Below are 25,333 nucleotides of genomic sequence, written 5' to 3'. Positions count from 1 at the left end.
CTAGCCTTCCCACTGCGGCGTGTTGCGCAGGATCTCATCCAGCGTGGTCACCCCTTCGGACACTTTCATGACGCCCGACAAGCGCAAGGGACGCAAGCCCTCTTGCGCCGCCGCCTGGCGCAGCTTGGCCATGTCCACCGAAGGGTTCATGGCGGCACGCAGGGCCTCGGTGATGGGCAGCAGCTCGTACAGGCCCACGCGGCCCTTGAAGCCGGTCATGCGGCACTCCAGGCACCCCACCGGCTGGTAGGGCCGCAAGGTGCCGTTCATGCGCCAGGGCTTGATGGCCGTGGCCAGCGTGTCGGCCGACATGGCCTCGTCGGGCTTCTTGCACGCAGGGCACAAGGTGCGAACCAGGCGCTGCGCCAGCACGCCGATCACGGTGGCGCTGATCAGGTAAGGCGCCACGCCAATGTCGGTCAGGCGCGTGATGGCCGAAACGGCATCGTTGGTGTGCAGGGTCGAGAACACCAGGTGGCCGGTCAAGGCGGCCTGGATGGCCATCTCGGCGGTTTCCAGGTCGCGGATTTCGCCGACCATGATGATGTCCGGATCCTGACGCATCAGGGCGCGCAGGCCATCGGCAAAGTTCAGGTCGATGTTGGACTGCACCTGCGTCTGGTTGAAAGACGCCTCGATCATTTCGATCGGGTCTTCAATCGTGCAAACGTTGACGTCGTCGGTGGCGATGCGCTTGAGCGTGGAGTACAGGGTGGTCGTCTTGCCCGAGCCCGTGGGGCCCGTCACCAGGATGATCCCGTGCGGGCGCGAAACCAGGCCTTCCCAGGTCGCTTGTTCGCTGGGTGCAAAGCCCAGGGCCTCCAGCGACTTGACGGTGTTGTCGGGGTCAAAAATCCGCATCACCAGCTTTTCGCCAAAGGCAGTGGGCATGGTGGACAAACGCATTTCGATTTCGTCGCCCGCCGGGTTGCGGGTCTTGATGCGGCCGTCCAGCGGGCGGCGCTTTTCAACGACGTCCATGCGGCCCAGCAGCTTGATCCGCGCCGTCATGGCCTGCATCACCGACAGCGGCACCTGGTAGACCGTGTGCAGCACGCCGTCGATGCGGAAACGGATGGCGCCCATCTCGCGGCGCGGCTCCAGGTGGATGTCGGAGGCGCGCTGGTCAAAGGCGTATTGCCACAACCAATCAACAACCTGGATGATGCCCTGGTCGTTGGCGTCGAGCTGGCGGTTGGTCTTGCCCAGCTCGACCAACTGCTCGAAGTTGTGGGCCACGCTGTCGCCCGTCTTCTTGTTGGCGTCACGGACCGATTTGGCCAGGGTGTAGAACTCGGTGCGGTAGCGCTGCAGATCAAGCGGGCTGGACACCACCAGGCGCACGTTCTTCTTGGTGTGCGACAGGATTTCGTCGATCCAGGCCACGTCCAGCGGCTCGCTGGTGGCGATGGTGATCTCGTTCAGGCCCACCTGCACCGGCAAGCATTTGCGCCGCTCGGCATAGTTGATGGACATGACCTCGGCCACGCGGGCCACGTCCACTTTCAGGGGATCGATGCGCAGGTAACCCAGGCCCAGGTGCTTGGCCAGCCATTCGGTCAGGGCCTCCAGTTCAAGCACGTGGTCGTTATCGGCCCGCTTCAAGCCCATGGCACCCAGGCGCACCAGCGGGTGCTGGGCGCTGTCGCCCGCGGCGAACCGCTGGGCCACGCGCTCGCCTTCCTTGACGGTGATGATGCCGTCCTCGGTCAACCAGGCCAACAGCCACTTCCAGTCCAGCGGCCCCTTGTGCGTGAGGGAGCGCTTCTTGGCGGGCTTGGCGGGTGCGGACGGGCTTGACGTGGTCATGTCGTCGGTCGGGGGGTGAAAGTGGACAAAAGCTTGAGCCATTTTCCCGCTGGCAGCTCAAATCTGTTTTGTAAAGTTTCAGCCCGTTCCGCCAGTATTTCTCGGCTTGGGAGGTCAAACCCCTTCCAGGCCAGCACGATGGTGTTGCCTTCGCGGGTGGGTTTGAGCATGGCCGTGCGGCCGGGGCCAAAGGCAGCGGCGATGCGGGCCGAACTGGTGGCAAAGCTGGCATCGCGGCCAAAGAGGTTCACGCTCATCACCCCGCCATCGTCCAGCAGGCGCCAGCAATCGCGGTAAAAAGCCTCGTCGTCCAGCACGGGGCTGGCGGCTTCCTGGTCGTACAGGTCCACGCACAAGACATCGGCGCTGGCGATGTGATCGGCGTTGGCCACGTACTTGGCAGCGTCAAGCTGGAGCACGTTCAGGCGCTCGTCGTTGTCGGGCAGGTTGAACCAGTTGCGGCACACACCGATCACGGTGGGGTTGATCTCGACCGCCGTAGTGCTGGCCACTCTCAACACCGCATGGCAATGCTTGGTGATGGCGGCGGCGCCCAGTCCCAGTTGCACGCAACGCGTGTCGGGCAAGGCGAACAGGTCGCGCAGCAGCAGCCAGGACATCATGCGCTGGATGTACTCCAGCTCCAGCTTGAGCGGTTTGCTGACGCGCATGGCGCCCTGGATCCAGGGCGTGTCCAGGTGAAGGCATCTCACACCACGGGATTCCGACAGGGTGGCTTCGGGAAGTTTAAGTTTGCGCTTCACAAGTCGATAAGTTGAAACAGTCAAGAGCGTGGCCGTCAGTGTCGCACGGGGTGTCACCCCAGGGAGATGCGAACACCAGGGCCGCCAGGTAGACAGGTTTGGCTGCGTCCACTTTTGTCATAAGGGATCATTCATGCGACTGACATCAACTCTGGGCCGAAGCATTTCGGCCTTGGCACTGGCCTTTGGCGCCAGCACCTTGGCCCAAGCGGCCGACCCCATCCTCCACACCGACCAAGGCCAGGCAAGGGGGATTGCCAGCAACGGCGTATCTCGCTTCTTGGGACTGCCTTTCGCGGCGCCGCCCGTGGGCGATCTGCGCTGGAAAGCACCCCAGGCCCCAGCAGCCTGGCCCGGCGTCCGCGATGCCACGCAGTTCGCCAACGTCTGTCCGCAGGAGCCCAGCGCATTTTCAGGGCGATCAGAAACCGAAGACTGCCTCTACCTGAATGTCTACCGGCCTGACAACAGCAATGGCCAAGCACTGCCTGTGATGGTGTGGATCCACGGCGGCGGCTATGTGCTGGGTGCCGGCTCTTACTATGACGGCGCGCCGCTGGCCCGCCAGGCCAAGGCCGTGGTCGTGACCGTGAATTACCGCCTGGGCGTGTTCGGCTTCATGGCCCTGCCCGGCTTGCAGGCCGAAAGCGCCGCCGCCAACTACGGCATCCAGGACCAGCAAGCCGCCTTGCGCTGGGTCAAGCAACATGCCAGCCGACTGGGAGGCGATCCCAACCGCGTCACCGTCTTCGGGCAGTCTGCCGGCGGCAACAGCGCCTGCGTGCACGTGGTCTCGCCAGGGTCTGCCGGGCTGTTCAATGGGGCCATCTCTGAAAGCGGCCCCTGCGTGCTGCTGCGCAATGTGCCTCTGGCGCAGATACGCGACCAGTCCGAAGTGTTGGCCCAGTCCCTGGGCTGCCCGGGCGATGCCAACCAAGTGGCGTGCATGCGCCAGAAAAGCACGGTGGCTTTGATGAACGCCACCCCGCCCGACCTGGACATCATCTACAACAAGCCAGCCTGGGTGCCTGCCATTGACGGTGTGGTCTTGCCAGACGCGGCGGACAAGCTGATCCAGTCAGGTCGCATCAACAAAGTGCCGGTGATGTTCGGTGGCAACCACGACGAGGGCCGCCTGTTCGTGGCGCTGACCTTCCACCTTGGGCAACAACGGGGCGTGACAGCCGCCGACCACAGCCTGGCGATGCGCGGCATGGTCGGCCCGGCCTTGGCACCCTTGTTCACCGATGTGCTGTACTCGGCCGCCCGCTACGGATCGCTCGACAAGGCACTGGCAGCGGCGGTGACCGACAACTTCTACGCCTGCAGTTCACTTGGCGACGTCAAGAGCTTGTCCAGCTTCACCAAAACCTTTGCTTTCGAGTTCAACGATCCGAATGCCCCGGGTGCCGCGCCAGATCCCTACTTCGCGTGGAACGCCTACCACTCGGCGGAGCTGGCCTACATCTTCCAGGGCGAAACGCCTTCGCCACTGTTCACCCCGGCGCAGCAAACCCTGGCCGATCAGATGGTGAAATACTGGGCCAACTTCGCGGCCAAGGGTGACCCCAACGGATCCGGCTTGCCGCATTGGAGCCGCTTCAACAAGCTCGGAACACCGGTTCAAAACTTGGCACCGGGCGCCGTGACCACCATGGGCTTGGGTCAATTCGAGCGCGATCACCAATGCGGGGTCTGGGCCACCGTGCACGCCTTGAGGAGATTGAACGCGCTATAACCGGGTGATGAGCGTTTCATCACTCCGGGCCCTGCCCACCTTGCAGGGCCTGCCCCCAGTCATCACGGCCGACACGCGGCTCGTGGTTCTGGGGAGCTTCCCCAGCGTGGCCTCTCTGGCCAGCCAGCAGTACTATGCGCACCCCCGCAATCAGTTCTGGCCCATCCTGTCCAGCCTTTGGGGGCTGACCGGCGATGATGACCTGCGCCATCAGCCCTATGAACGCCGCCTGGACGCTGCGCGCGCCCACGGCCTGGGCATCTGGGATGTCTACGCCCATTGCCAACGGCAAGGCAGCCTGGACAGCGCGATCCAGCAGCCGCAGCTCAATGCATCGCACCGCCTGAGGGAATGGGCGCCGGGCTTGCGCGCGGTCGCGCACAACGGTGGCGAATCGGCACGGCACATGCGCATCACCCAGGCCTTGGGATTACCGGTCATCAAACTGCCATCGACCAGCCCTGCGCACGCTGCGTGGTCGTTCGAGCGCAAGCTGGCGGCCTGGCGTGCGGTGTTCGAGGAGTTCGGTATCGGGTGACTACTTAACTTAATGGCCCGGTTCATGCTGGAGACAATGGGCTCGCACCACGCCGCATGGTGCCCAGCATCCAACCAGGAGGTTCCGCATGAACATCACTTCAAATGGCTGGGCAGTTGCATGGCTGCGCCGCATGAGCATGGCCCTGATGACGGCCCTGGCCTTGGTGCACACCGTGCCAGCCCAAGCCGCCCATCCGCATGGCGCGCGCCCGGTCAAGGTCCTCATCATCAGCATGTTCGGCCCGGAGGGCCAAGGCTGGGTGGAGCACTACAAGCTCACCGAAGAGGTGAAGGTGCCGGGCTTGTCGCCCGACTACCCCACCGTGCATTGCAACGATGACGATATCTGCCAGATCACCACGGGCATGGGCCACGCCAATGTGGCGGCCTCCATCACCGCGCTGGTGTTCAGCCAGCGTTTCGACCTGCGCCACGCCTACTTTCTGATGGCGGGCATCGCGGGCATTGATCCCTCGCAAGGCACCTTGGGCACAGCCACCTGGGCCCGCTACCTGGTCGACTATGGGATCGCCTGGGAGATCGACGCGCGCGATGTGCCCACCTCCTGGCCCTCGGGCTACACGGGCATCAACACCAAAAGCCCGTTTGAGAAACCGCCATTGGACTACCGCAACGAAGTCTTCCAACTGGATGAAGATCTGCTGCAAAAAGCCTTGGCGCTGAGCAGCGGTGTGGTTCTGGAGGACAGCGACACCGCCCGTGCCTACCGCGCGAACTGGCCCACGGCCCCGGCCAACCAGCCGCCCAAAGTGGTGCAATGCGACACCGCCGCGGGCGACACCTGGTGGCACGGCGCCATCCTGGAGCAACGCGCGCAGGATTGGACCAAGCTGTTGACCGATGGCAAGGGCACCTATTGCACCACGCAGCAGGAAGACAACGCCACCTACGAAGCCCTGAAACGAGGTGCCGCCGCGGGCTTGCTCGACATCAAGCGCGTAGCGGTGTTGCGCACGGCCTCCAACTTCGACCGGCCTTATCCCGGCCAGACGGCCTACGACTCGCTGGTCAACTCCATCTCGGGCGGCTTCGTGCCGTCCATCCACAACCTGGTGAAAGCCGGTTCGCCCTTGGTCGACGACATCGTGTCTTCTTGGCCAACCTGGAAGGCCTGGAAAACCCATGCAAGGACCGGTGGCAAAGCCCACCATCCCTTCTGGGCCTTGCCCCGTTTGAAGCTGCCTGTGAAGGTGCTCGTGATCAGCATGTTCGGGCCCGAAGCGCAACCCTGGATCGATGCTTACAAGCTCAAGATCGACATCACCGTGCCGGGCCTGTCACCCGACTACCCGGCCGTGCATTGCAACTTGCACGGCCTGTGCAACCTGACCACCGGCATGGGCTATGCGAACGCGGGCGCCTCGGTCACCGCCCTGATGCACAGCGGCAAGTTCGACTTCAGCCAGACCTACATCGTGATTGCCGGCATCGCGGGCATCAACCCCGAGCTGGGCACGGTGGGGTCGGCCGCCTGGGCCCGCTGGGTGGTGGACTATGGCCTGGCCTGGGAGTTGGATCCGCGCGAGATGCCCGCTGGCTGGGACACCGGCTACTTCGGCATCAACACCAAAGGGCCCAACGAGAAGCCGCCGCTGGACTACCGAACCGAGGTCTTTCACCTGAATGACGCGCTCGTGGACAAGGCGTATGCCTTGAGCCAGAAAGCCAAGCTGCTGGACAGCCCCGAGGCCATCGCCTTTCGCGCCAAGTTCCCCAGTGGCCCAGCCAGGCAGCCGCCCAAGGTGATCCAGTGCGACACCATGTCGGGCAACACCTGGTTTGCCGGCACACGCCTGGGCCAGCGCGCCACCCAATGGACACAGCTCATGACCGATGGCGCCGGCCGCTATTGCACCACCCAGCAGGAAGACAACGCCACGCTGGAGGCCCTCAAGCGGGTTGATGCCCTGGGCCTGATCGATTTCCAGCGCGTGGCCATCCTGCGCACCGGGGCCGACTTTGACCGGCCTTACCCCGGTCAGCTGGACGTGGATGGCCTGCTCAAGTACGCCGAGCAAGGTGGTTTCGTGCCAGCCACCCAGAACCTGGTCAACGCCGGACGGCCGCTGGTGGACGCCATCCTGGGTAACTGGCGACAGTGGAAGCGGGGCGTGCCCACACGTTGACGCGGGCCCCCATGCGGTAGCCTGTTCGCCTTGCTTTCAGGATTCTGCCCAGTGACCTCGCTCAGCCCGCCTGACCCCAGCAACCTCCACCACCTGGTCCGGCAATTCCCCCGGCCAGGTCGGCTGGACCGCATCATCCTGCGGCCCGAGCGGCGCGCACCCACCGTGTGTGTTGACAGCGTGCAGGTGCTGATGGACCGGGGGCTGGCGGGCGACCGGGCCAGCGACCGAAAGCCCTCCGCCGCTGGCGGTGGCAAACGCCAGGTCACCCTGATCCAGGCCGAGCATCTGCCCGTGATCGCCGCCTTCATGGGCGTGGAGAAGGTGGATCCAATGCTGCTCCGGCGCAACCTGGTGGTGTCCGGTCTGAACCTGCTGGCGGCCCGCGCCTTGTTCAAGAACGAGCCCATGGTGCTGTGCATCGGCGACCAGGTCGCGCTTGAAATCACGGGCCCGTGCGAGCCCTGTTCGCGGATGGAAGCATTGCTGGGCCCAGGCGGCTACAACGCCATGCGCGGGCATGGGGGCATGAACGCCCGCGTGATCGCCGAGGGGGTGGTGCGCGTGGGGGATGCCATCACTTGCCGCCCCGCCACGGGCAGCATCCCGCAACTCAAGCTTTGGTGATCCGCAAGCCCGCGTCCACCAACAAAACTTCGCCCGTGGTCTTGGCCGCGCCCGCGCCCAGCCACCAAGCGGCATCGGCCACGTCTTCAGGGCTGAGCACGCTTTCCAGGGCGGCCCGGGCCTTGTAGCCAGCCACCGACGCAGCGTAACGTTCTTCGCCCAGCCCGTTTTGCAACCAAGGCGTTTCAACCAGGCCAGGCGCCACGCCATTGACGCGGATCTCCGGCCCCAGCGCGCGCGCCAACCCCACCGTCATCGCGTTCAGAGCACCCTTGGACGCCATGTAGGCGATGGACGAGCCCACGCCCATCATCGAGGCCACCGAAGAAATGTTGACGATGCCCGCGCCCGGGTTCTTCTTCAGCAAAGGTGCCAGGGCCCTGATCATTTGGTACGCGCCGACCACGTTCACGCTGTAGATGCGGTGAAAGTCTTCAGCCTCCAGCCCGTCCAGGTCTTTCAGGCCCACGAACTTGGTGGTGCCCGCGTTGTTGACCAGCACATCGGCCCGGCCAAAGCGGGCCTCGACCTCGGCCGCCAGGCGCACGCAGTCTTCATTGACCGCCACGTCGGCCTTGACGACCAGCACCTCGGCGCCCAGTGAACGGCATTCGGCCGCCACGGCCTCGGCGGGCGCCGGATCGCGCGAGAAATTGACCACCACGTTCCAGCCATGGCGGGCGTACAAGCGCGCGGTGGACGCGCCAATGCCGGACGATGAGCCGGTCACGACACAGACTTTTTTGCCCAAGGTGATCTTTCGTGGCGACCGCCATGCGCGGCCAGCGAAGATCTTATGCCAGCCGATCAGCGGTCGGAAGTGGCGCGCCCGATGACCCGGAAAGCCGGCGCCAGGCGCACTTGCAGGGCATGGACCAAGCCGTGCCAGGACCCGCGCCGCGCCTGTTGCGACAGGGCCCGGGCCTTCTCGCCCCAAGTGTGTGAGTTGGACACCTCGATGCCGGTCATGGCCCCGGTCCACTCGCAACTCTTGACGGTGTGCCAATCACGCCCCAGGCGCACCACGCCGTCCCTGTCCATCAGCACCACCATCGAGCCGTCGATCAGGGGTGCCGTCAAGCGGGCAAAGGCCGGCGAGCGGATCAGGGCGCCCGCCTGCTCGTCGGACAAGCCTTTGAGCAAATCGCCCAGCAGGCGCGCCAGCTCAGAGGTGTCACTGAAAGCGGGGTTTTGCGGCGCCAGGTGGGCAATGCTGCCGTTGTGCATCAACATCAGGCCGGGCCTGACGGTGTAGGGATGCGCCATGTCGTGGTTCACATCGCCGTAGGTGGCCTTGCGCAAGTGAATGCAGGCTTCCACGTGCGCGGGAAGCCGGCGGTTGTACTCCACCAACTCATCGAACGCCAAACCGCGCGCCCAGACCACTTCGCCGTTCTGGACGAAGAAACCACCCCAGCCATGGAAATTGCGTTCCCAGGCGTTCTTCAGAAAATCAGCACAAATCGTGCGCCCGGCGGGCTTCTTGATGATGAGGCACATTGGTGTTCGAAAAGCAGATCGGCCATGCAGCAACAACTATGGAACCAAACGAGCACGCCGACACCGTAAAGTACGCGACTTTTCTCGCCTTTACCAGAATATTTAGGCAGAACCATATGCTGCGAGCGCATCGCCAGCAGGGTTTGGCCAACTCTGGTACCTTCGCGTCCAACACGATTTAGGAGACCTGCGCGTGACCAGCCTTGATGAACGCTTGCGCCTGCTCTCGCCCGAGCGCTTGAAAGGCATCCGACGCGGCATCGAGAAGGAGAGCCTGCGCGTTCACCCCGATGGCCGCCTGGCCTTGACCCCCCACCCGGCCGCCCTGGGCTCGGCCCTGGCCAGCCCCAGCATCACCACCGATTTCAGCGAATCACAGATCGAACTGGTCACCGGCGCCCACCGCAGTGCGCCAGCGGCCATCGCCGAGCTGACGCAGATCCACCAGTTTGTCTACCGCACCTTGGCGCAAGCGGGCGATGAACAGCTGTGGGTCAGCAGCATGCCCAGCATCCTGCCCGACGACGGCGGCATCCCCATCGGGCGCTATGGCACCTCCAATGTCGGCCAGGCCAAGAGCGTCTACCGCATCGGGCTGGCCAACCGCTACGGCCCGCGCATGCAGACCATCTCGGGCATCCACTACAACTGGTCGCTGCCGGGCATGTCGAACGAAGACTACTTCGCGCTGATCCGCAATTTCCGGCGCCAGTCGTTCTTGCTGCTCCTGCTGTTCGGGGCCTCGCCTGCCGTGTGCCCCAGCTTTGTGGCCGGCCAGCAGCATGGCCTGGACACCCTGAGCGACCGCACCCTGTACCTGCCTTATGCCACCTCGCTGCGCATGGGCCGGCTGGGCTACCAGAGCGATGCGCAGTCCTCGCTGTCGGTCAGCTACAACGGTCTGGATGGCTATGGTGCCTCTTTGCAGGACGCGCTCACGCGCAGCTACCCGCCTTACCAGGCCATTGGCATCCAGGGGCCGCAAGGCGACTATCGCCAGCTGTCGACCACCCTGCTGCAGATCGAGAACGAGTTCTACGGCACCATCCGACCCAAGCGCGTGATCTTTCCCGGTGAGCGGCCCTTGCACGCCCTGCGAGAACGCGGCGTTGAATACGTCGAGGTGCGCTGCATGGATCTGAACCCTTTCCTGCCTGTCGGCATCGACGACAGCACCGCGCGCTTTCTGGACACTTTCCTGCTGCACTGCCTGCTGCTGGACAGCCCGCCCGACACCCCCGCCGAGATCGCCGAGCTGGCGCGCAACCAGCACCGCACGGCCTCGCGGGGTCGCGAGCCCGGCCTCACGCTGGAACGCCAAGGCCAGGAGGTGCTGTTGACCGATTGGGCACGCGACATCATCGGGCAATGCGAACCCATCGCCCAGGCGCTGGACGCGGCCCAAGGCGGCACGAGCTACCTGCAAGCCTGGCAATCGGCGCTGGAAGCGCTGAACCGGCCCGAGACCTTGCCCTCCGCCCGCGTGCTGGCCGCCTTGGTGAACGAGCACGACAAGGCCTACGTGGATTTTGTCAGGGCCCAATCCGCGCAAGCGCAACGCGTCCTGCTGGACGCACCGTGGGATGCCGAGCAGCAAGCACGTTTTGAGAACATGGCGCGCGAATCGATCCAGGAGCAAGCCCGCATCGAAGCCGCGGACACCATGCCCTTCGAGATCTACCGGCGCGAGTACCTGGCCACCAAGCGCCTGGGCGTGACGCTGGCAGACTGAGCGAGGGCTTGGCTCAGGTGGACGAGCCGGTGCGTGCCAAAGCGGCGGCGCGCAGCTTGTCTTTCTTGCTGGGGCGCTTGCCCTTGATGCCGCCGTTCACATCGGCCACAGGCAAGGCCGCCTCAACCGGCTCAAAGCCGGGTATCTGCTCGCGCAGGACCCGCACACCCTGGCGCTTTTCAATCAACCTGAAATGCGCTTCGGCATCGGCGGTGACAAAGCTGATGGCCACCCCGCTTTGCCCGGCCCGGCCGGTGCGGCCAATGCGGTGCGTGTAGTCCACCGCTGAACGCGGCAAGTCGTAGTTCACCACGGCCGGCAAGCGCGCCACGTCAATGCCGCGCGCCGCCACGTCGGTGGCCACCACCACCTGCAGCCGCGAGGCCTTGAAGTCCGACAGGACCTGGGTGCGCGCGCCTTGGCTGAGCTCGCCGTGGAACGCCTGGGCATGGATGCCCGCCAGCCCCAGTTTGTGCGAGACCAGCTCGGTCGCGTACTTGGTGGCCACAAACACCAACACCCGCGACCAGCCTTGTTCCTTGATCAGGTAGCGCAACAAAGGCGTGCGCTTGGCGGTGTCGACCTCGATGGCCCGTTGCAGGATGTCGGGCTGCTCTTGTGGCTGAGCCTCGACCTGGATGCGGACCGGGTCGCGCAGCAGTTGATCGGCCAGGCTCTGCACCGCCGGCGGGAAGGTGGCCGAGAAGAACAGGTTCTGGCGACGCGGTGGCAATTCCTCCAGCACCCGGGCCAACTCTTCGGCAAAGCCCAGGTCCAGCAGGCGGTCGGCTTCATCCAGCACCAGGGTATTGACTTCGCCAAGCTTGAGGGCGTTGTGCTCGACCAGGTCCAGCAAGCGGCCCGGCGTGGCCACCACGATGTCGGCGCCACCGCGCAAGCCCATCATCTGCGGGTTGATTGAAACGCCGCCGAACAGCACGGCAATCTTCAAGGGCTCGGGCAGGTATTGGGCCAGGTTGCGGAAGGTGTCGCCCACCTGGGCCGCCAACTCCCGGGTCGGCACCAGGATGAGGGCGTGCGTGCGACGGGGGCGGTCGCGGCGCCCTTGCGCCAAATGCTCAAGGATGGGCAGGGCGAAGGCCGCGGTCTTGCCCGAGCCGGTTTGCGCACAACCCAGCACATCCACACCACGCAAGGCGACAGGGATGGCCTCGGCCTGGATGGCCGTGGGCTCAAGATAAGCCCGTTCGCGGGTGGCGCGAACCAGGGCTGGGGACAAACCTAAAGACTCGAATGACATGAATGGCCGTGCCGTTTGCTGGATACACCGAGGTTACCCGAGCAACGCGGCCGTCCGGCCATGTTTCACCAGGTCATTGGGCCGCGGGAGGCGGCATGTCCTGCTTGGCACCGTCAGGCATGGGCATGTCAGGCTTGGCCATGTCAGGCTTGGGCGCGTTCTTGTGCATGGGCTTGTGGTGGCGTTTGGCCTTGGACTTGGTGCCGGCCGCCGTTGGCTCGGCCGAGTTGATGGCGGCGTCCTGCTTTTCCTTCAACTCCTGGGCATGGCGTTCCACCTCTGCCACCTTGTCCTGATCGGTGTTGACCACGATTTCCCGGCCAGCGGGCTCGGCTTGGGCGAACACCGCGGCAGACGACAGCAAGGTGATGAGGGCAAGGGAAAGTTTCTTCATGGGGGCCTCTTTTGTAGTGGGGAAAAGCCATGGTGCGGCGGGCCTGTGCTGCATGGAGCCGGACGCCGCCCTGGCCGCTGGTAGGACATGTCTGACATCAAGCCCCCTGACCCCCGTCATTTCGGGGTAGGAACAACCCGGAAATTCAAGGGTTACCACCCGCGGCACGTTCATCGTTTCGCGAGACATTGATCACACAGTTCAACCTCCAATAACGACCCAAGGAACAAGGCCATGAAATCGATGTTCTCCATGCGTGCTGTTTGCGCCGCCATTGCCGTTGCTGGCGCCGCGATGATCGCCGTCCCCGCCGCACAAGCTGCCACCACCACCGGTTCGCAGACCAAGTACCCCATCGTGCTGGTTCACGGCTTCATCGGATTCGACAACATCCTGGGTATCCAGTATTTCTACAACATCCCCAACAGCCTGCGCAAAGACGGCGCCACCGTCTATGTGGCTTCGGTGAACCCTTCGCAGACCACCGAGTTCCGTGGTGAAGAACTGGTGCGCCAGCTCCAGCAATGGGCCGCCGCTGACGGCGTCAAGAAGTTCAACCTGATCGGTCACAGCCATGGCGGCCCCACCGTGCGTTACGCCGCGGGCACCGTGCCTTCAATCGTTGCCAGCGTGACCACCGTCGCCGGCACCCACTTCGGCAGCAAGGTCGCTGACGACATCCTGGCCGGCACCACACCTGACGGCACCTTCGACAAGGCCGCCACCGCGGGTCTGCAACTGATTGGCTGGCTGACGGGCAACGGCACCTACAAGCAAGCCGACCTGCTGACCGCCCTGGGTGCCCTGAGCGCCCCTGGTGCTGCGGCCTTCAACACCAAGTTCCCCGCAGGTGCCCCCACCAGCGATTGCGGCCAAGGCCCTGAAGTGGCCAGCGTCAATGGCAACAGCATCCGTTGGTATTCGATCTCCGGCACAGCAGTCAAGACGAATGGCTGGGACATCTCCGACGCCATCCTGTCTTACACCGGCGGCTACTTCAAGGGCGAAGCCAACGACGGTCTGGTCGGCCGCTGCTCCAGCCATTGGGGCAAGGTCATCAAGGACGACTACCACTGGAACCACCTGGACGAAATCAACCAGGTCCTGGGCACCATCGGCAAGGGCGATCCTGATCCCGTCGCCTTCTACAAGCAGCAAGCCAGCCGCCTGAAGGCCCTGTCTCTGTAAATTCCTCCGGATTCAAGCAGGGGCCAATTTCAATCGAAGTTGGCCCTTTTTCCATTCAGCGGGGTGTTCAATGCAAACACGCAAAACTTGCGTCGCGGGCATGGCCGCGATCGTGGTGGGCGGCGCGGCCTGGCTGCTCTGGCAACAGGGTGTCGACAAGCCAGAAGCCGTCTCGACAGCAACGCATGCAGAAGGTGAAAGCACCTGGCGAATCGCCGATGCGGGTCGCGCCTTTGGCCTGGGCATGGCCAAACCAGCGCCAATTGCGCGCACGCCCGACGAGGTGCGCCGGCGCTTGTTCAAAGAGGGTTCGTTCGCAGGTACCGAGGCCGCCGGCAGCTGGTGTGTGACCGACAAGAAGCTCAAACCCTGCGGCGAGTTGCGCAGCCGTTTCGAGTATTACGTGCTGGGCCTGGGTGAAGTCACCATCGAAGAAATTCGCGGACTGATCCAGGACGAAGCCCAACGCGCGAATGGCGTCCAACTGGCTGGTGAGATCATGGCCGTCTGGGACAAATACTGGCAGGTCCGCACCTACGACTGGCGCAACAAGTTCGTCCAGTCCGACCGGGCCACCTGGATGCCCGTGTTTGAAGAGCAGCGCTCGGTGCGGCGCCAGGTGCTGGGCGCTCCATGGGCCGAGGCGTTCTTCAAAGACGACGAGAAACACTTCCAGGATTACTACGCCCAGCTGGAGTCAGGGCAAGCGCCACCGCCCGATCCCGGTGAGCCCGTGCCACAGATGGCACCGGGCAAGGACCCGGCTGCCGTGCGCGCCGAACGCGTGGCCCGCTATGGCGAGGCCGCTGCCGATCGCCTGGCCAAGGCCGACGAGGAATGGGCCCAATGGGAAGCACGCCTCGGTGGCGCGCAGCGTGAGTGGGAGCGCTTGCAAAAGGCGGCCAACCTGTCGGACGCCCAACGCAAAGCCGAGATCGTCAGCTATGTGAAATCCAACTTCTCGCCCGACGAGCAAATGCGCGTGCAGGCCCTGCTGCGCATCTGAGCGTGGCCATCAAGGCCGGCGCGGCCTGCCCCGCGTCTGCCACAAGGGCTTCTTGCCTTTGAGGTGGCGCTCAATGCCATCGTTGAGGCGGCTGCGCAGATCGGCCACCCGCCCCACGTGCCCATAGACATTGGGAAAGCGCAGGTCCAGCCACAGCCACAGGGTGCAGGACCGCAGGGCTTGCTCCATGCGTTCCAGGCGGCTGTGCTCATCCACCTCTTCCAGGAACCAGGGGCTGCCCGCCTCGCCGCTGAGAGCGTGGTAGTGCGTCCAGTTCAGGAACTCCTGCACCTGTGATTCGGTGCGGGTGTCCACCGGCGCCTGGGCGTAGATGAAGCGTTCGCGCAATGACAGCTTGCCGGCGGTGCGGTCAAGCTGCTCGGCCAGGTCCAGCATCTGCTCCAGCTCAGCCACGGCGAAGTGCGCATCGTCCAGCTCCAGTTGCTCCATGAAGATGCCCAGCACATCGCGCAGGCGGTCTTTCTTCAGCCGCGTGGCGATGGTCTCCACGTGCCACCAGTTGGGGGCCACGGGCGCCTTGAAATCAACGGGGGCCTTGGGTTGCTTGGGCAGCAGGTCGCGCAGCATGCGCAAGGCGGTGGGCTCAGCCTCTTTGAGCACCCCCACAAAGCCTTCGTCGTGCATGCCGAAGCGCCCTGCCCGGCCGGCGATCTGGTGCACCTCAGACACGCTGAGCGGTCGGTCGGTCTGGCCGTCGTACTTGACCATGGTGCTGAACAGCACACGCCGGATCGGCAGGTTCAGGCCCATGCCGATGGCATCCGTGGCCACCAACACGTGCGACTCGCCTTGGGCAAAGCGCTCGGCTTCGCGGCGGCGCACTTCCGGCGGCAAGGCGCCGTAGATCACCGACACGGTCTTGCCATTGGCGGCAATCTGGTCGCGCAGCATCAACACCTCGCGGCGGCTGAAGGCCACCACGGCATCGCCCTTCTTGAGCGCGTTGATCGACAAGGGCGCGGGCAGCAATTGCACGTGTTGCTTGCGCTCGAAGTGCTTGACCTCGCAGTCTTCGCCGCACAGGCGCAGCAGGTTCTGGATGGCGGGCACGGCGTAGGCCGAACAGATGATGATGACTTCGTCGGCCGGCACGGCCACGATGGCCTGCGTCCAGGCCCAACCACGGAAGGCGTCGAAGATCATCTGCGCTTCGTCGATGACAGCGACCTCGATGGGCTCGTTGGTGCCCACCATTTCAATGGTGCTGGACACCACGGCGGCGCCTTCGGCCGGCACGCTTTCCTCGCCAGTCAACAATGAGCAAGCCACACCGCGCCCTTGCAAGCGGTCACGGCCTTCCAAGGCCAGCAAGCGCAAAGGCGCCAGGTAAGCGCCCTTGCTGGCCTTGGCCAGTCGCTCGAAGGCCGCGTGGGTCTTGCCGCTGTTCGGCGGGCCCACGTACAAGGTGACCTTGCGCTGCAGATGGCGGGCCTTCTGGAAGGTGTCGGGGTAGCCCTCGAAGGCGAGCTGGTCGTTCAGGTCGTCCAGGGTGTCCAGCTCGGCCTCGTGGTGCTCCCAGCGCTCCAGGGCACGGGTGCACGCTGCCTTGAGGGCGTCGAAGGGTTGAGGCGTGCCGCATTCGGCCTGCAGGCGCGGCAGCAACGAGGCCATCTGGCGCGGGTTGCTCACCTTGGCCCGGGCCAGCAGCGCTTGCAAGTGGGCCACCAGCTCCGCGGCATGCGCGTAGGCCGGAGGCGTGCCCAGGCTCTTGATCAAAGCGGGCTTGTCGCCGGTGCGGTAAAAATCCCAGATCGGCTCGGCATCGATGGGCTCCTTGAAGGACACCACCACCTTCCAGTCCTGGCCGGGCAAGGGCACGGTCTGGCTGATCAGCCGATCCCAATCCTGGCCACGACGGAACAGCCCCAATGCCTCCAGTGCCGCGGCCCGGTCCAGCATGACCGTGCGCACTTCCCGGCCTCCGCCAATGGCATCCAGGTGCCGCAAGGCATGGTCCATCAGCTCGGGCGCGATCCAGCGGCTGGGCCGCGCGCCAGACACGGCCTTTTGCAGCAGGATCAAGCCCCGGCCATCCAGGTAGTCCTCGAAATTCGGGGTGTTCTCGGGGATGAAATCGGCTGGTTTGACCACCTGGGGCAGGTTGAAGGCCGCCTGGCGGATGCGGCCGATCTGCTCAGCGTTCAGGTGCGGGGGGACACGGCTGGCGTGGCGGGGATTGGGCAGGCTGCGGGGATCGGGCGAGGTGACGGACATGGAGGCGGTGCGTGTCCCCGGCAAGGGGGAGGGAGGATGGCGAGGTCGCCAGGTAAAGGCGCTATTGTCCGCTCAGGCGCGGATCAGTGCTTGAAGGCGCGGCAAGGCCTGGAGTGCGTTGGCCGCGGTGATGTCGCAGGTCTGCGCCAGCGACCAGCCGCGCAGCTCGGCCAGGGTCTGCGCGATGCGGGGCAACTCGGCCGGCTCGTTGCGGCTGTCGCGGCCTTGGGCGCGGTCTTTCTCTTGCACATACAGCCAGTGCGGCGGGATGTCAGGGGCGTCGGTTTCCAGCACGATGGCCTCGGCCGGCACGTCGGCGGCCAGGCGCCTGATCTGCAGGGCCCGGTCAAAGGTCATGACCCCGCCAAAACCCAGTTTGAAGCCCAGGTCGATGAACGCTTGGGCCTGTTGCGCACTCCCATTGAAGGCGTGGGCAATGCCACCGGGCACCACTTTGCCCTGCTGTCTGAGGCGGCGCAGGTGCTTGAGCACGTCATCGGCACTGCGGCGCACGTGCACGATCACGGGCAGCCCGAACTCCACGGCCAACGCCAATTGCGCGGCGTAGACGCGGTCTTGCAGAGCGTTGCCGGCAGGGTCTTTCAGGTCGTCGACAAAGTGGTCCTGGCCGATCTCGCCGATGGCCACCAGGCGGGGATCATCACGATGCCGTTGCAACGCCGCTCGCAGCAGGTCGATGGCGTCATCGCCAGCTTCTTTCACGAACAAGGGGTGGGTGCCCAACGCATAAGTGCCACCGCATTGCTCGGCGGCTTGCCGCGCGGCCTCAAAGGTGGCAGGCATGACAGCCGGCACCACGATCATCCCCACGCCCGCTTGAGATGCCCGCTCGATCACGGCCTGGCGGTCGCGGTCGAACTCCGGGGCATCAAGGTGGCAATGGGTGTCGATCCACATGGTGCTATTGTCCGCCGGGTTTCTCCATCTTCAAGGCGCCTTCCTTGAAAGCCCGCGAGGCGGTCTGGTAATAGGCGATCGCCTCGTTCATCAGACGCTCGTCCACCGTGGTGGGCGTGGTGGCCAAAGTGGTCGGGTCCACCTTGTAGGCCATCACTTTGCGCTTGGGCAGCAACACCGTCAGCACATCGCCGCGCAGGTAGCCCAGCTCCTGGTAGTTGCTGATGAAAGCCCGGTTGGGGTTCTCGTTTTCCGCCTCGAAGAAGGGCCGGCCAAAAAAGTGGTCGTCACCCCCCTTGCCCATCATTTCAACAATGGTGGGCGCCAGGTCCAACTGGCTCACGGTGTTCTTGTAGACGCTGGGCGGCACCATGCCTGGGGCGTAGAAGATCAATGGGATGTGGTATCCGTCCACCGGCAACTTGCTCTTGCCGGCCACCGAAGCGCAGTGATCCGCGATGATGATGAACAGCGTGTCTTTGAACCAGGGCTGACTGCGCGCATCGTCGATGAACTTGCCGATGGCGTAGTCGGTGTACTTGACCGCGCCGTCGCGCCCGCCCGGTGACTTGACGTCGATGCGGCCATCCGGGTAGGTGTAGGGCCGGTGGTTGGACGTGGTCATGATGTGGGCGAAGAAGGGCTTGTCGGCCTTGGCTTCGGCCGTCAACGTCTTGATGGCGTGGTTGAACAAAACCTCGTCGGCCACGCCCCAAACGTTTTCGAACACCACGTCGGCCTTGGGGATGTCGGTGCGGTCGATCACCTTGTATCCGTTGGCATCAAAGTAGGCGTTCATGTTGTCGAAGTAACCGTAGCCGCCGTAGAAGAAATACGACTCGACGTTCTGCGGCTTGAGGATCTCGCCCAGCGTGGCCAGGTGTTCGTTGTTGGGGCGGCGCACGATGGCCTGGCCAGGCACGGGCGGTGTGCCCAGCGACAGCGACTCCAGGCCCCGCACCGTGCGGGTGCCGGTGGCGTACATGTGCTCAAACATCATCCCCTCACGTGCCAGGGCATCCAGCCGGGGCGTGAGGTGCTTGGTCGATCCGTAGGTGTCCATGAACGCGGCCGACAGGCTTTCGACCGAGATCAGCACCACGTTCTTGGGCCGGCGCGTGAAAGGCAAAGGGTCGTCCGCCGGGTCTTCGCCCAAGGGCGGGTGAATGGCTTCGCTCAAGGGCTGGCGCTCCACGTCCATGCCCTTGAGGATGGCGTCGGCCTGGGCCTGCGGCATGGTGCGGTAGAACTTGTCGTAGTCCAGCTCATTGCGGCGCATGGCCGCGGCCAGCGTGAACAAGCCATTGCCCGACAACTCGTCAGCGTAGGCGTTGCCCAGGCCTTGCATCTGGTCCACGTTCGTCAGCAACAGGCTGCATGTGGGCAGCACGATGGCGGCCAGCCCCAGAGCCACACGTTGCCCCCCTGAAAACACATGCTCATTGGCACGCTTCAAGAACGAGTGCAAGAAGAAGCTCAGCAGCGCTGCCAGCGACGCCAGGCCCAACATGATCGCCGGGATGGGGTAGGACTGGCGGATGTTGCCGATCACTTCCTGGGTGTAGATCAGGTAATCCACCGCGATGAAGTTGAAGCGGGTGGAAAACTCAACCCAGAAGGTGACTTCGGACGCCGCTGCGATCAACATCACCAGCAGCGCGAACCAGACCCACACCGTGCGCAGCACCCTGTGCCAGCGCTGACCACGCCAGCCGTTGGGCAGCAAGGCCTCGTAGGCGCACACCGGCGCCACGGCGATCGCGGCCACGGCCATGTCGAACATCAAGCCCTTGGCAAAGATGCCAGGCCACAGCGCGAAGGGCACGGAGGCCGTACCCACCGACAAGGCCAGCCCCAGGCGCAGCGCGGTGAACACCCCCATCCACACCAGCACGATCAGCAAAGGCAATCTGGCGGGCGCCAGCACGGAAGATCTGGAATGAAGCATGTGAAGAACTTCTTTGTAGAAACGGAGTGAGCCGAGGTAATGCTGGCGAGCTCAGGCTGCCAGGCGCCCCTGGACCAGGCGCAAATAGCGGTCGCAACGGTGCGCCAGGCTGTCGTCGTGGGTGACCATGACGAAAGCGGTGCCCTGCTCCTTGGCCACCTGCAGCATCAGATCGAAGACACCATCGGCGGTTCCACGGTCAAGGTTGCCGGTGGGTTCGTCGGCCAGCACACAAGCCGGTTGGCTGACCAGGGCACGGGCCACGGCCACGCGCTGGCGCTCGCCACCCGACAACTCGGAGGGGCGGTGCTCGCCGCGCGATGACAAGCCCACGCGGGCCAGCATCGCCATGGCTTGCTTGCGCGCCTCGGGCACCGACAAGCGCCGGATCAACAGTGGCATGGCCACGTTGTCCACGGCCGAGAACTCGGGCAGCAAATGGTGGAACTGGTAGATGAAGCCCAGGTGCTGGTTGCGCCAGCCCCCTTGCTCGGCTGCGTTAAGCTTGGAAAAGTCGCGGCCCATCAGTTGCACGCGGCCCGACGTGGGCGCCTCCAGGCCACCCAACAGGTGCAGCAGCGTGCTCTTGCCCGATCCCGAGGCCCCCACGATGGACAGGATCTCGCCACGCGAGATGGTCAGGTCCACGCCCTGCAACACGGTCACGTCCAGCGGGCCTTCGGTGAAGCGTTTGGTCAGGCCTTGCGCGTGAAGGATCAAATCTGGCGACAGCATGGGCTCATTCATAACGCAAGGCCTCGGCGGGCTGAACTCGGCTGGCGCGCCAGCTGGGGTAAATCGTGGCCAGGAAAGACAGCACCAGCGAGATCACGGCAATCGGCACGATGTCGGCCGCCTGAGGATCGCTGGGCATGCGGCTGATCAGGTAGATGCTGCCGGGCAGGAAATGCACGCCCAGCAGGTGCTCGATGAACTGCACGATGGCGCCCACGTTGAAGGCCACCAACAGGCCCAGGCCCAAACCACCCAGCGTGCCCAGGATGCCCGACAAGGCGCCCTGCACCATGAAGATGCCCATGATGGAGCCTGGCGTGGCGCCCAAGGTGCGCAAGATGGCGATGTCGGCGCGCTTGTCGGTCACCGTCATCACCAGGGTCGAGACCAGGTTGAACGCGGCCACGGCCACGATCAAGGTCAGGATGATGAACATCATGCGTTTCTCGACCTGCACGGCGTCGAACCAATTGCGGTTGGTGCGCGTCCAGTCGTTCACCACCACATCGCTGCCCAGCGACACGGCCAATTCACCAGCCACCACGCGCGCGTCTTGCGCATCCTTGAGCTTGAGCTGCAAGGCGGTGAGCCCACCGGTGCGGAACAGCTTGGCCGCATCGTCGGCGTGCATCAGCACCATGCCATTGTCGTATTCATAGTGGCCAGCACTGAAGGTGCCCACCACGGTGACTTGCTTGATGCGCGGCACCACACCCGCGGGCGTGACCTGGCCGCTCGGCGCCACCAAGGTGATGGGATCGCCCACACGCACGTCCAGGCTGTTGGCCAATTCAGAACCGATCACCACCCCCCAACTGCCCGGTGTGAGCAAGGCCATGGTGGATTTCATCTGCGCCGCCAAGGGCGTCACCGAAATTTCCTCTTCGGGCACGATGCCGCGCACCATGGTGCCGCGCATGTTCTCGCCCCGCGCGATCAGGGCCTGGGCCGGCACGAAAGGCGCGGCCCCTATCACCTGCGGATTCTGGCGGGCCCGGGCGGCCAGTGCCTTCCAGTCGGCCAGTGAACCGCCATGCGCGTCGTAGATCTCGACGTGGGCGATCACGGACAGCATGCGGTCGCGCACTTCCTTCTGGAAGCCGTTCATCACCGACAGGACGATGATGAGGGCCGCCACCCCCAGGGCAATGCCCAGGACGGACACACCTGAGATGAAAGAGATAAAGCCGTTGCGGCGGGCACCTCGGCCGGCGCGGGTGTAGCGCCAACCAACTCGCCATTCATAGGGAAGGTTCATGGTGCGCGAAGTGTACTCACTTGATAATCCCCGGATGCCCGCCCCGACCCCCTCTTTGCATTTGATCCTGCCTTTCGCGGCCAGCCTGTCTGAACCGTGCCAGCAGGCCCTGCCCCGGCTGGACGATGCGCAGCGCTTGCCCCACTTGCACCAGCTTTTGGCGCGGCTGGGCCAATCCACGCGCCTGGACGGCGAAGAATATGCCTTGTCCATGCCCCACGAGCGTGTTCTGGCGCAATCTTTGGGCTGGGGCGATCTGGCCGACGGCACCCTGCCCTGGGCGGCCTGGCAGGCCAAGGCCAGCGGCATTGACACGGCGGGCCAGGCCTGGGGCCTCTTGAGCCCCTGCCACTGGCTGATGGGCCGCGAAACCCTGACCCTGCTTGACCCCGATGAACTGCGCCTGACCGAGGTCGAGGCCCGTGTCTTTCTGGAAGTGCTGCGCCCCTGGTTCGAAGAAGAAGGCTGGACCCTGGTCTACGGCACCCCCACCCGCTGGTACGCCGCCCACCCCTCGCTGGCCAGCCTGCCCACCGCCTCGCTGGACCGGGTCATTGGCCGCAATCCCGATGTCTGGATGCCCGACCACCCGCAAGCGCGCCTCATCAAGCGCTTGCAAAACGAAGTGCAGATGTTGATGTACGAGCACCCGCTCAACGCGCCGCGCGAAGCGTCTGGCCAGTTGACCGTCAATTCTTTCTGGCTGAGTGGCACCGGGCCACTGCCAGATCAAACCACGCCGCCACAACCTTCAGGCACGCAATTGGTGACTGATTTGCGAGCCCCTTTGCTGGCCAGCAACCTGGCCGACTGGATCGCCACCTGGCAAACACTGGATGCCACCGTCTTCAAAAACGCCTGCGCCGCCCTGGACGCTGGCCAGACCCTTGAACTGACACTGTGCGGCGAGCGCAGCGCCATCACCCTCGGCCAGCCAGCAGCCCCTTCTTTCTCGCAGCGCCTGCTCAGCAGTGCTCAGCGCTGGCTGGGCCGCACCGGCCCCCTGCCTTCGGCCCTGCTCCCCACCCTTTGAACCGGCCCCATCCCGCCCCATGAAAATCACCGCCCGAGACATCCCCGCCCGCACCACCTGGGCGCTTGAGCAGGCCGGCGTGCATCCTTTGCTGGCGCGCCTGTTCGCTTCGCGCGGCGTGCGCCATGTCGATGAGCTGGATGACGCCCCCGCCAAACTGCTGTCCCCCAGCGAGCTGAAGGGGGCCCTGGAAGCCGCCCGCCTGCTGGCCGACGCCATTGAGCAAAACCATCACATCTGCATCGTGGCCGACTACGACTGCGATGGCGCCACCGCCTGCGCCGTCGGCCTGCGCGGCCTGAAGATGCTGGGCGCCCAGCCCGGCCAGGTCAGCTTCGTGGTGCCCGACCGCGCATTGCATGGCTACGGCCTCACGCCGCCCATTGTCGAAATGGTGCACGCCAAGCAGGCCAAGGTGCTGATGACCGTGGACAACGGCATGGCCAGCCACGAAGCGGTGGACCGCGCGCATGCCCTGGGCATCCAGGTGGTCATCACCGACCACCACTTGCCCGTGGTCAACGCCGATGGCCAGGTCAGCCTGCCCCTGGCCGACGTGATCGTGAACCCCAACCAGCCCGACTGCCCCTTTGCCAGCAAGGCACTGGTGGGCGTGGGCGTGATGTTCTACGTGCTGCTGGCCCTGCGTGCCGAACGCCGCCAGCGCGGCGCCTTCGATGCCGCCAACCAGCCGCGCATCGACAGCCTGCTGGACCTGGTGGCCCTGGGCACCGTGGCCGACGTGGGCCGGCTGGACGCCAACAACCGGCGCCTGGTCAGCCTGGGCCTCAAGCGCATCCGCTCGGGCCGCATGCAGCCTGGCATCGCGGCGCTGTTCGTTGCGGCCGGGCGCGATCCTGCCAAAGCCTCCAGCCAGGACTTCGGCTTTGCCTTGGGCCCGCGTGTGAACGCCGCAGGCCGCCTGGCCGAAATGGGCCTGGGCATCGAATGCCTGCTGACCGACGACGTGGGCCGTGCGCAAGAACTGGCACAGCAGCTTGACGCCATCAACCGTGAACGCCGCGAGTTGGAAACCGGCATGCGCGAGCAGGCCGAGGCGCTGCTCGAATCATTGATGCCCGAAGATGAGCCGCCGCCCGCCATCGCCATCTTCGATCCGGAATTTCATGAAGGCGTGGTGGGCATCGTGGCCTCGCGCCTGAAAGACCGCCAGCACCGCCCCACTTTTGTGTTCGCATTGGGGCAAGACGGCCTGCTCAAAGGCTCCGGGCGCTCGATCCCCGGCTTCCATTTGCGCGATGCGCTCGACCTCGTCAGCAAGCGCCACCCGGGCTTGTTGAAGAAATTCGGCGGCCATGCCATGGCCGCCGGCTGCACCATCCTGGAAGAAGATTTCGACACCTTCGAGCAGGCCATCATGCTGGTCGCCCACGAAGGCCTGGACCCCAGCCTGCTGGCGCGCCAGATCAGCACCGATGGCCCGCTGGACACGCAGTGGTTCACGCCAGAAACAGCATCAGCGCTGGAGCAAACGGTGTGGGGGCCGGGCTTTGACGCGCCCGTGTTCAGCGACGCGGTCGAGGTGATCGGCCAGCGTTTGGTCGGTACCCGCCACATGAAACTGAGCTTGCGGGTGCAAGGTCAGGTGCGCGATGGCATCTGGTTTGGCCGCACCGAACCCTTGCCCGACAAAGTGCACCTGGCGTTTCGCATCGGCCTGGACGAATACCAGGGACGCCAACGCGTTCAGATCATGGTGGAAGGTTTGGCGGACGCCTGACGGCGAGCCAGTGGCGCTCAGGCGCGGTAGGCGTTCACGGCCATCTGGCCGGATTTGGGCGCCAGCGCCGAATAGGTGGCCGAGGCTTCCTGGGGCAAGAGCATGCTCAAAGTGCGCTCGATGGAATGAGCGGCGCGCCTGACGGTGGATTGCTGCCCCATGACGCGCGCTTGCGCCAGCAGCAGTTGATGACGCAATTGCGGCGTCAGTGAATTTGGCCCCGCATGGCGAAAAGCCGCCATCGCTTCGGCCAGTGAACGGTGCAAATCCTGGCTACACGACTCGATCGCCTGGGCGTCTTGCGACACCAAAGCTTCGTCCAACACCCCCAACTGCGCCTCGATGGCGGCAATGTGGGGCGTCAGATCCAGCAGGGGCGGTTGAACAGCGGCCATGATCGAAAAGCCTCGATCAGTGCTGGCGTTCGAGCAGTTCGCGCGAATTGGCGATCAGCTTGTCCGCGATGGCCTCGGGGTCCACTTTGTAGGAACCGTCGTCGATCGATTGCTTCACTTTCGAGACTTTGTTGGCATCGAAAGTGGGATCCGCTCCTGATAAGAGATTGGATGCCGCGTTGGACAGTGTTACCTTGGCGCTCTCGCTCACGCCGCCATCCAGGCTGGCCGTTTTACCGGCCGTCTTGGTGCTGGCGGTGGCTTCTGTCTTGGCACTGGTGCCGTTGACAGCTTTGTCTGAAGGGTTGCCGATTTTCATGATGTACTCCTTACTCTCGGTGTGAACCGAGTGGTCACATCCGGG

At 64.6% G+C, this 25,333-nt stretch carries 22 protein-coding genes and 1 pseudogene; 10 read left to right on the top strand and 13 right to left on the bottom strand.

All coding sequences use genetic code 11. The features are described from left to right. Together LQ232_RS04890 and LQ232_RS04885 are read right to left on the bottom strand one after the other, a co-directional pair. Window positions 1-1,809 carry a GspE/PulE family protein gene (locus tag LQ232_RS04890; protein WP_230179242.1) on the bottom strand — a complete coding sequence of 603 codons (1,809 nt, stop codon included), beginning with the start codon at window positions 1,807-1,809 and terminating at the stop codon, window positions 1-3. Further along, window positions 1,806-2,480: a spermidine synthase gene (locus LQ232_RS04885; protein ID WP_230179241.1), complete on the bottom strand. Its 675-nt coding sequence runs from the start codon at window positions 2,478-2,480 to the stop codon at window positions 1,806-1,808. The genes LQ232_RS04890 and LQ232_RS04885 overlap by 4 nt, the downstream gene beginning before the upstream one ends. 226 nt (window positions 2,481-2,706) lie before the next feature. Between LQ232_RS04885 and LQ232_RS04880 the strand changes: the two genes are divergently transcribed. The 5 genes and pseudogenes from LQ232_RS04880 to LQ232_RS04860 all read left to right on the top strand — a co-directional run bounded on the left by LQ232_RS04880 (window position 2,707) and on the right by LQ232_RS04860 (window position 7,625). Then, window positions 2,707-4,311: a carboxylesterase/lipase family protein gene (locus LQ232_RS04880; RefSeq protein ID WP_230179240.1), complete on the top strand. Its 1,605-nt coding sequence runs from the start codon at window positions 2,707-2,709 to the stop codon at window positions 4,309-4,311. Between the two features lie 7 nt (window positions 4,312-4,318). Then, the gene (locus tag LQ232_RS04875) at window positions 4,319-4,849 is read left to right on the top strand and encodes a DNA-deoxyinosine glycosylase (protein WP_230179239.1); all 531 of its coding nucleotides are present in this window, start codon (window positions 4,319-4,321) and stop codon (window positions 4,847-4,849) included. 148 nt (window positions 4,850-4,997) lie between these two features. After that, window positions 4,998-5,981: pseudogene (locus LQ232_RS04870) on the top strand (purine nucleoside permease); the annotation flags it as partial. Next, window positions 5,958-6,998 (top strand): purine nucleoside permease, encoded by a 1,041-nt coding sequence (locus LQ232_RS04865; protein WP_371820136.1) that lies wholly within the window; start codon window positions 5,958-5,960, stop codon window positions 6,996-6,998. The pseudogene LQ232_RS04870 and the gene LQ232_RS04865, both read left to right, overlap by 24 nt. 51 nt (window positions 6,999-7,049) lie before the next feature. Then, window positions 7,050-7,625, top strand: coding sequence for an MOSC domain-containing protein (locus LQ232_RS04860; protein ID WP_230179238.1), 576 nt, complete (start codon window positions 7,050-7,052; stop codon window positions 7,623-7,625). Here LQ232_RS04860 and LQ232_RS04855 read toward each other — a convergent pair. Continuing rightward, the gene (locus LQ232_RS04855; protein ID WP_230179237.1) at window positions 7,612-8,355 is read right to left on the bottom strand and encodes an SDR family NAD(P)-dependent oxidoreductase; all 744 of its coding nucleotides are present in this window, start codon (window positions 8,353-8,355) and stop codon (window positions 7,612-7,614) included. The genes LQ232_RS04860 and LQ232_RS04855 overlap by 14 nt on opposite strands. A 77-nt stretch (window positions 8,356-8,432) precedes the next feature. After that, the gene (locus LQ232_RS04850) at window positions 8,433-9,125 is read right to left on the bottom strand and encodes a hypothetical protein (RefSeq protein ID WP_230179236.1); all 693 of its coding nucleotides are present in this window, start codon (window positions 9,123-9,125) and stop codon (window positions 8,433-8,435) included. Between the two features lie 193 nt (window positions 9,126-9,318). On the opposite strand from LQ232_RS04850, the gene gshA reads away from it, so the two are divergent. After that, window positions 9,319-10,857, top strand: a complete 1,539-nt coding sequence (gshA, locus tag LQ232_RS04845; RefSeq protein WP_230179235.1) for a glutamate--cysteine ligase — start codon at window positions 9,319-9,321, stop codon at window positions 10,855-10,857. Window positions 10,858-10,870: 13 nt separating this feature from the next. Here the strand turns inward: gshA and LQ232_RS04840 are convergent, their stop codons facing one another. Both LQ232_RS04840 and LQ232_RS04835 read right to left on the bottom strand, forming a co-directional pair. After that, window positions 10,871-12,118 carry a DEAD/DEAH box helicase gene (locus LQ232_RS04840; protein ID WP_230179234.1) on the bottom strand — a complete coding sequence of 416 codons (1,248 nt, stop codon included), beginning with the start codon at window positions 12,116-12,118 and terminating at the stop codon, window positions 10,871-10,873. 73 nt (window positions 12,119-12,191) lie between these two features. Continuing rightward, the gene (locus tag LQ232_RS04835) at window positions 12,192-12,512 is read right to left on the bottom strand and encodes a hypothetical protein (protein ID WP_230179233.1); all 321 of its coding nucleotides are present in this window, start codon (window positions 12,510-12,512) and stop codon (window positions 12,192-12,194) included. Window positions 12,513-12,746: 234 nt separating this feature from the next. Here LQ232_RS04835 and LQ232_RS04830 point away from each other — a divergent pair, with 234 nt between their 5' ends. Next, entirely contained in the window at window positions 12,747-13,700 is a 954-nt protein-coding gene (locus LQ232_RS04830; protein ID WP_230179232.1) for a triacylglycerol lipase, read from the top strand. Window positions 13,701-13,770: 70 nt separating this feature from the next. Further along, on the top strand, window positions 13,771-14,706 hold the full coding sequence (locus LQ232_RS04825; RefSeq protein ID WP_230179231.1) for a lipase secretion chaperone: 936 nt from the start codon (window positions 13,771-13,773) through the stop codon (window positions 14,704-14,706). 9 nt (window positions 14,707-14,715) lie between these two features. Here the strand turns inward: LQ232_RS04825 and LQ232_RS04820 are convergent, their stop codons facing one another. The 5 genes from LQ232_RS04820 to LQ232_RS04800 form a co-directional block, all read right to left on the bottom strand. Then, the gene (locus LQ232_RS04820; RefSeq protein ID WP_230179230.1) at window positions 14,716-16,941 is read right to left on the bottom strand and encodes a helicase-related protein; all 2,226 of its coding nucleotides are present in this window, start codon (window positions 16,939-16,941) and stop codon (window positions 14,716-14,718) included. Window positions 16,942-17,013: 72 nt separating this feature from the next. Next, on the bottom strand, window positions 17,014-17,859 hold the full coding sequence (locus tag LQ232_RS04815) for a TatD family hydrolase (protein ID WP_230179229.1): 846 nt from the start codon (window positions 17,857-17,859) through the stop codon (window positions 17,014-17,016). A 4-nt stretch (window positions 17,860-17,863) separates the two neighbouring features. After that, window positions 17,864-19,807: an LTA synthase family protein gene (locus tag LQ232_RS04810; protein WP_230179228.1), complete on the bottom strand. Its 1,944-nt coding sequence runs from the start codon at window positions 19,805-19,807 to the stop codon at window positions 17,864-17,866. 51 nt (window positions 19,808-19,858) lie between these two features. Further along, window positions 19,859-20,542, bottom strand: a complete 684-nt coding sequence (gene lolD, locus LQ232_RS04805; protein WP_371820101.1) for a lipoprotein-releasing ABC transporter ATP-binding protein LolD — start codon at window positions 20,540-20,542, stop codon at window positions 19,859-19,861. A 4-nt stretch (window positions 20,543-20,546) separates the two neighbouring features. Continuing rightward, entirely contained in the window at window positions 20,547-21,800 is a 1,254-nt protein-coding gene (locus LQ232_RS04800) for a lipoprotein-releasing ABC transporter permease subunit (RefSeq protein WP_230179226.1), read from the bottom strand. 34 nt (window positions 21,801-21,834) lie between these two features. Between LQ232_RS04800 and LQ232_RS04795 the strand changes: the two genes are divergently transcribed. Then, window positions 21,835-22,833 carry a hypothetical protein gene (locus LQ232_RS04795; protein WP_230179225.1) on the top strand — a complete coding sequence of 333 codons (999 nt, stop codon included), beginning with the start codon at window positions 21,835-21,837 and terminating at the stop codon, window positions 22,831-22,833. Window positions 22,834-22,852: 19 nt separating this feature from the next. Then, on the top strand, window positions 22,853-24,574 hold the full coding sequence (gene recJ / locus LQ232_RS04790) for a single-stranded-DNA-specific exonuclease RecJ (protein ID WP_230179224.1): 1,722 nt from the start codon (window positions 22,853-22,855) through the stop codon (window positions 24,572-24,574). A gap of 17 nt (window positions 24,575-24,591) precedes the next feature. Here recJ and LQ232_RS04785 read toward each other — a convergent pair whose 3' ends face one another. After that, window positions 24,592-24,969, bottom strand: coding sequence for a hypothetical protein (locus LQ232_RS04785; protein WP_230179223.1), 378 nt, complete (start codon window positions 24,967-24,969; stop codon window positions 24,592-24,594). 16 nt (window positions 24,970-24,985) lie between these two features. Continuing rightward, on the bottom strand, window positions 24,986-25,288 hold the full coding sequence (flgM, locus tag LQ232_RS04780; protein ID WP_230179222.1) for a flagellar biosynthesis anti-sigma factor FlgM: 303 nt from the start codon (window positions 25,286-25,288) through the stop codon (window positions 24,986-24,988). Window positions 25,289-25,333 lie beyond the last annotated feature (45 nt).

The sequence above is a fragment of the Aquabacterium sp. CECT 9606 genome, from assembly GCF_918741295.1.
Taxonomy (GTDB): Bacteria; Pseudomonadota; Gammaproteobacteria; order Burkholderiales; family Burkholderiaceae_C; genus Aquabacterium.
The sequence above is the reverse complement of the archived record's forward strand: the minus strand, read 5'-3'. Positions and strand labels throughout refer to the sequence as shown.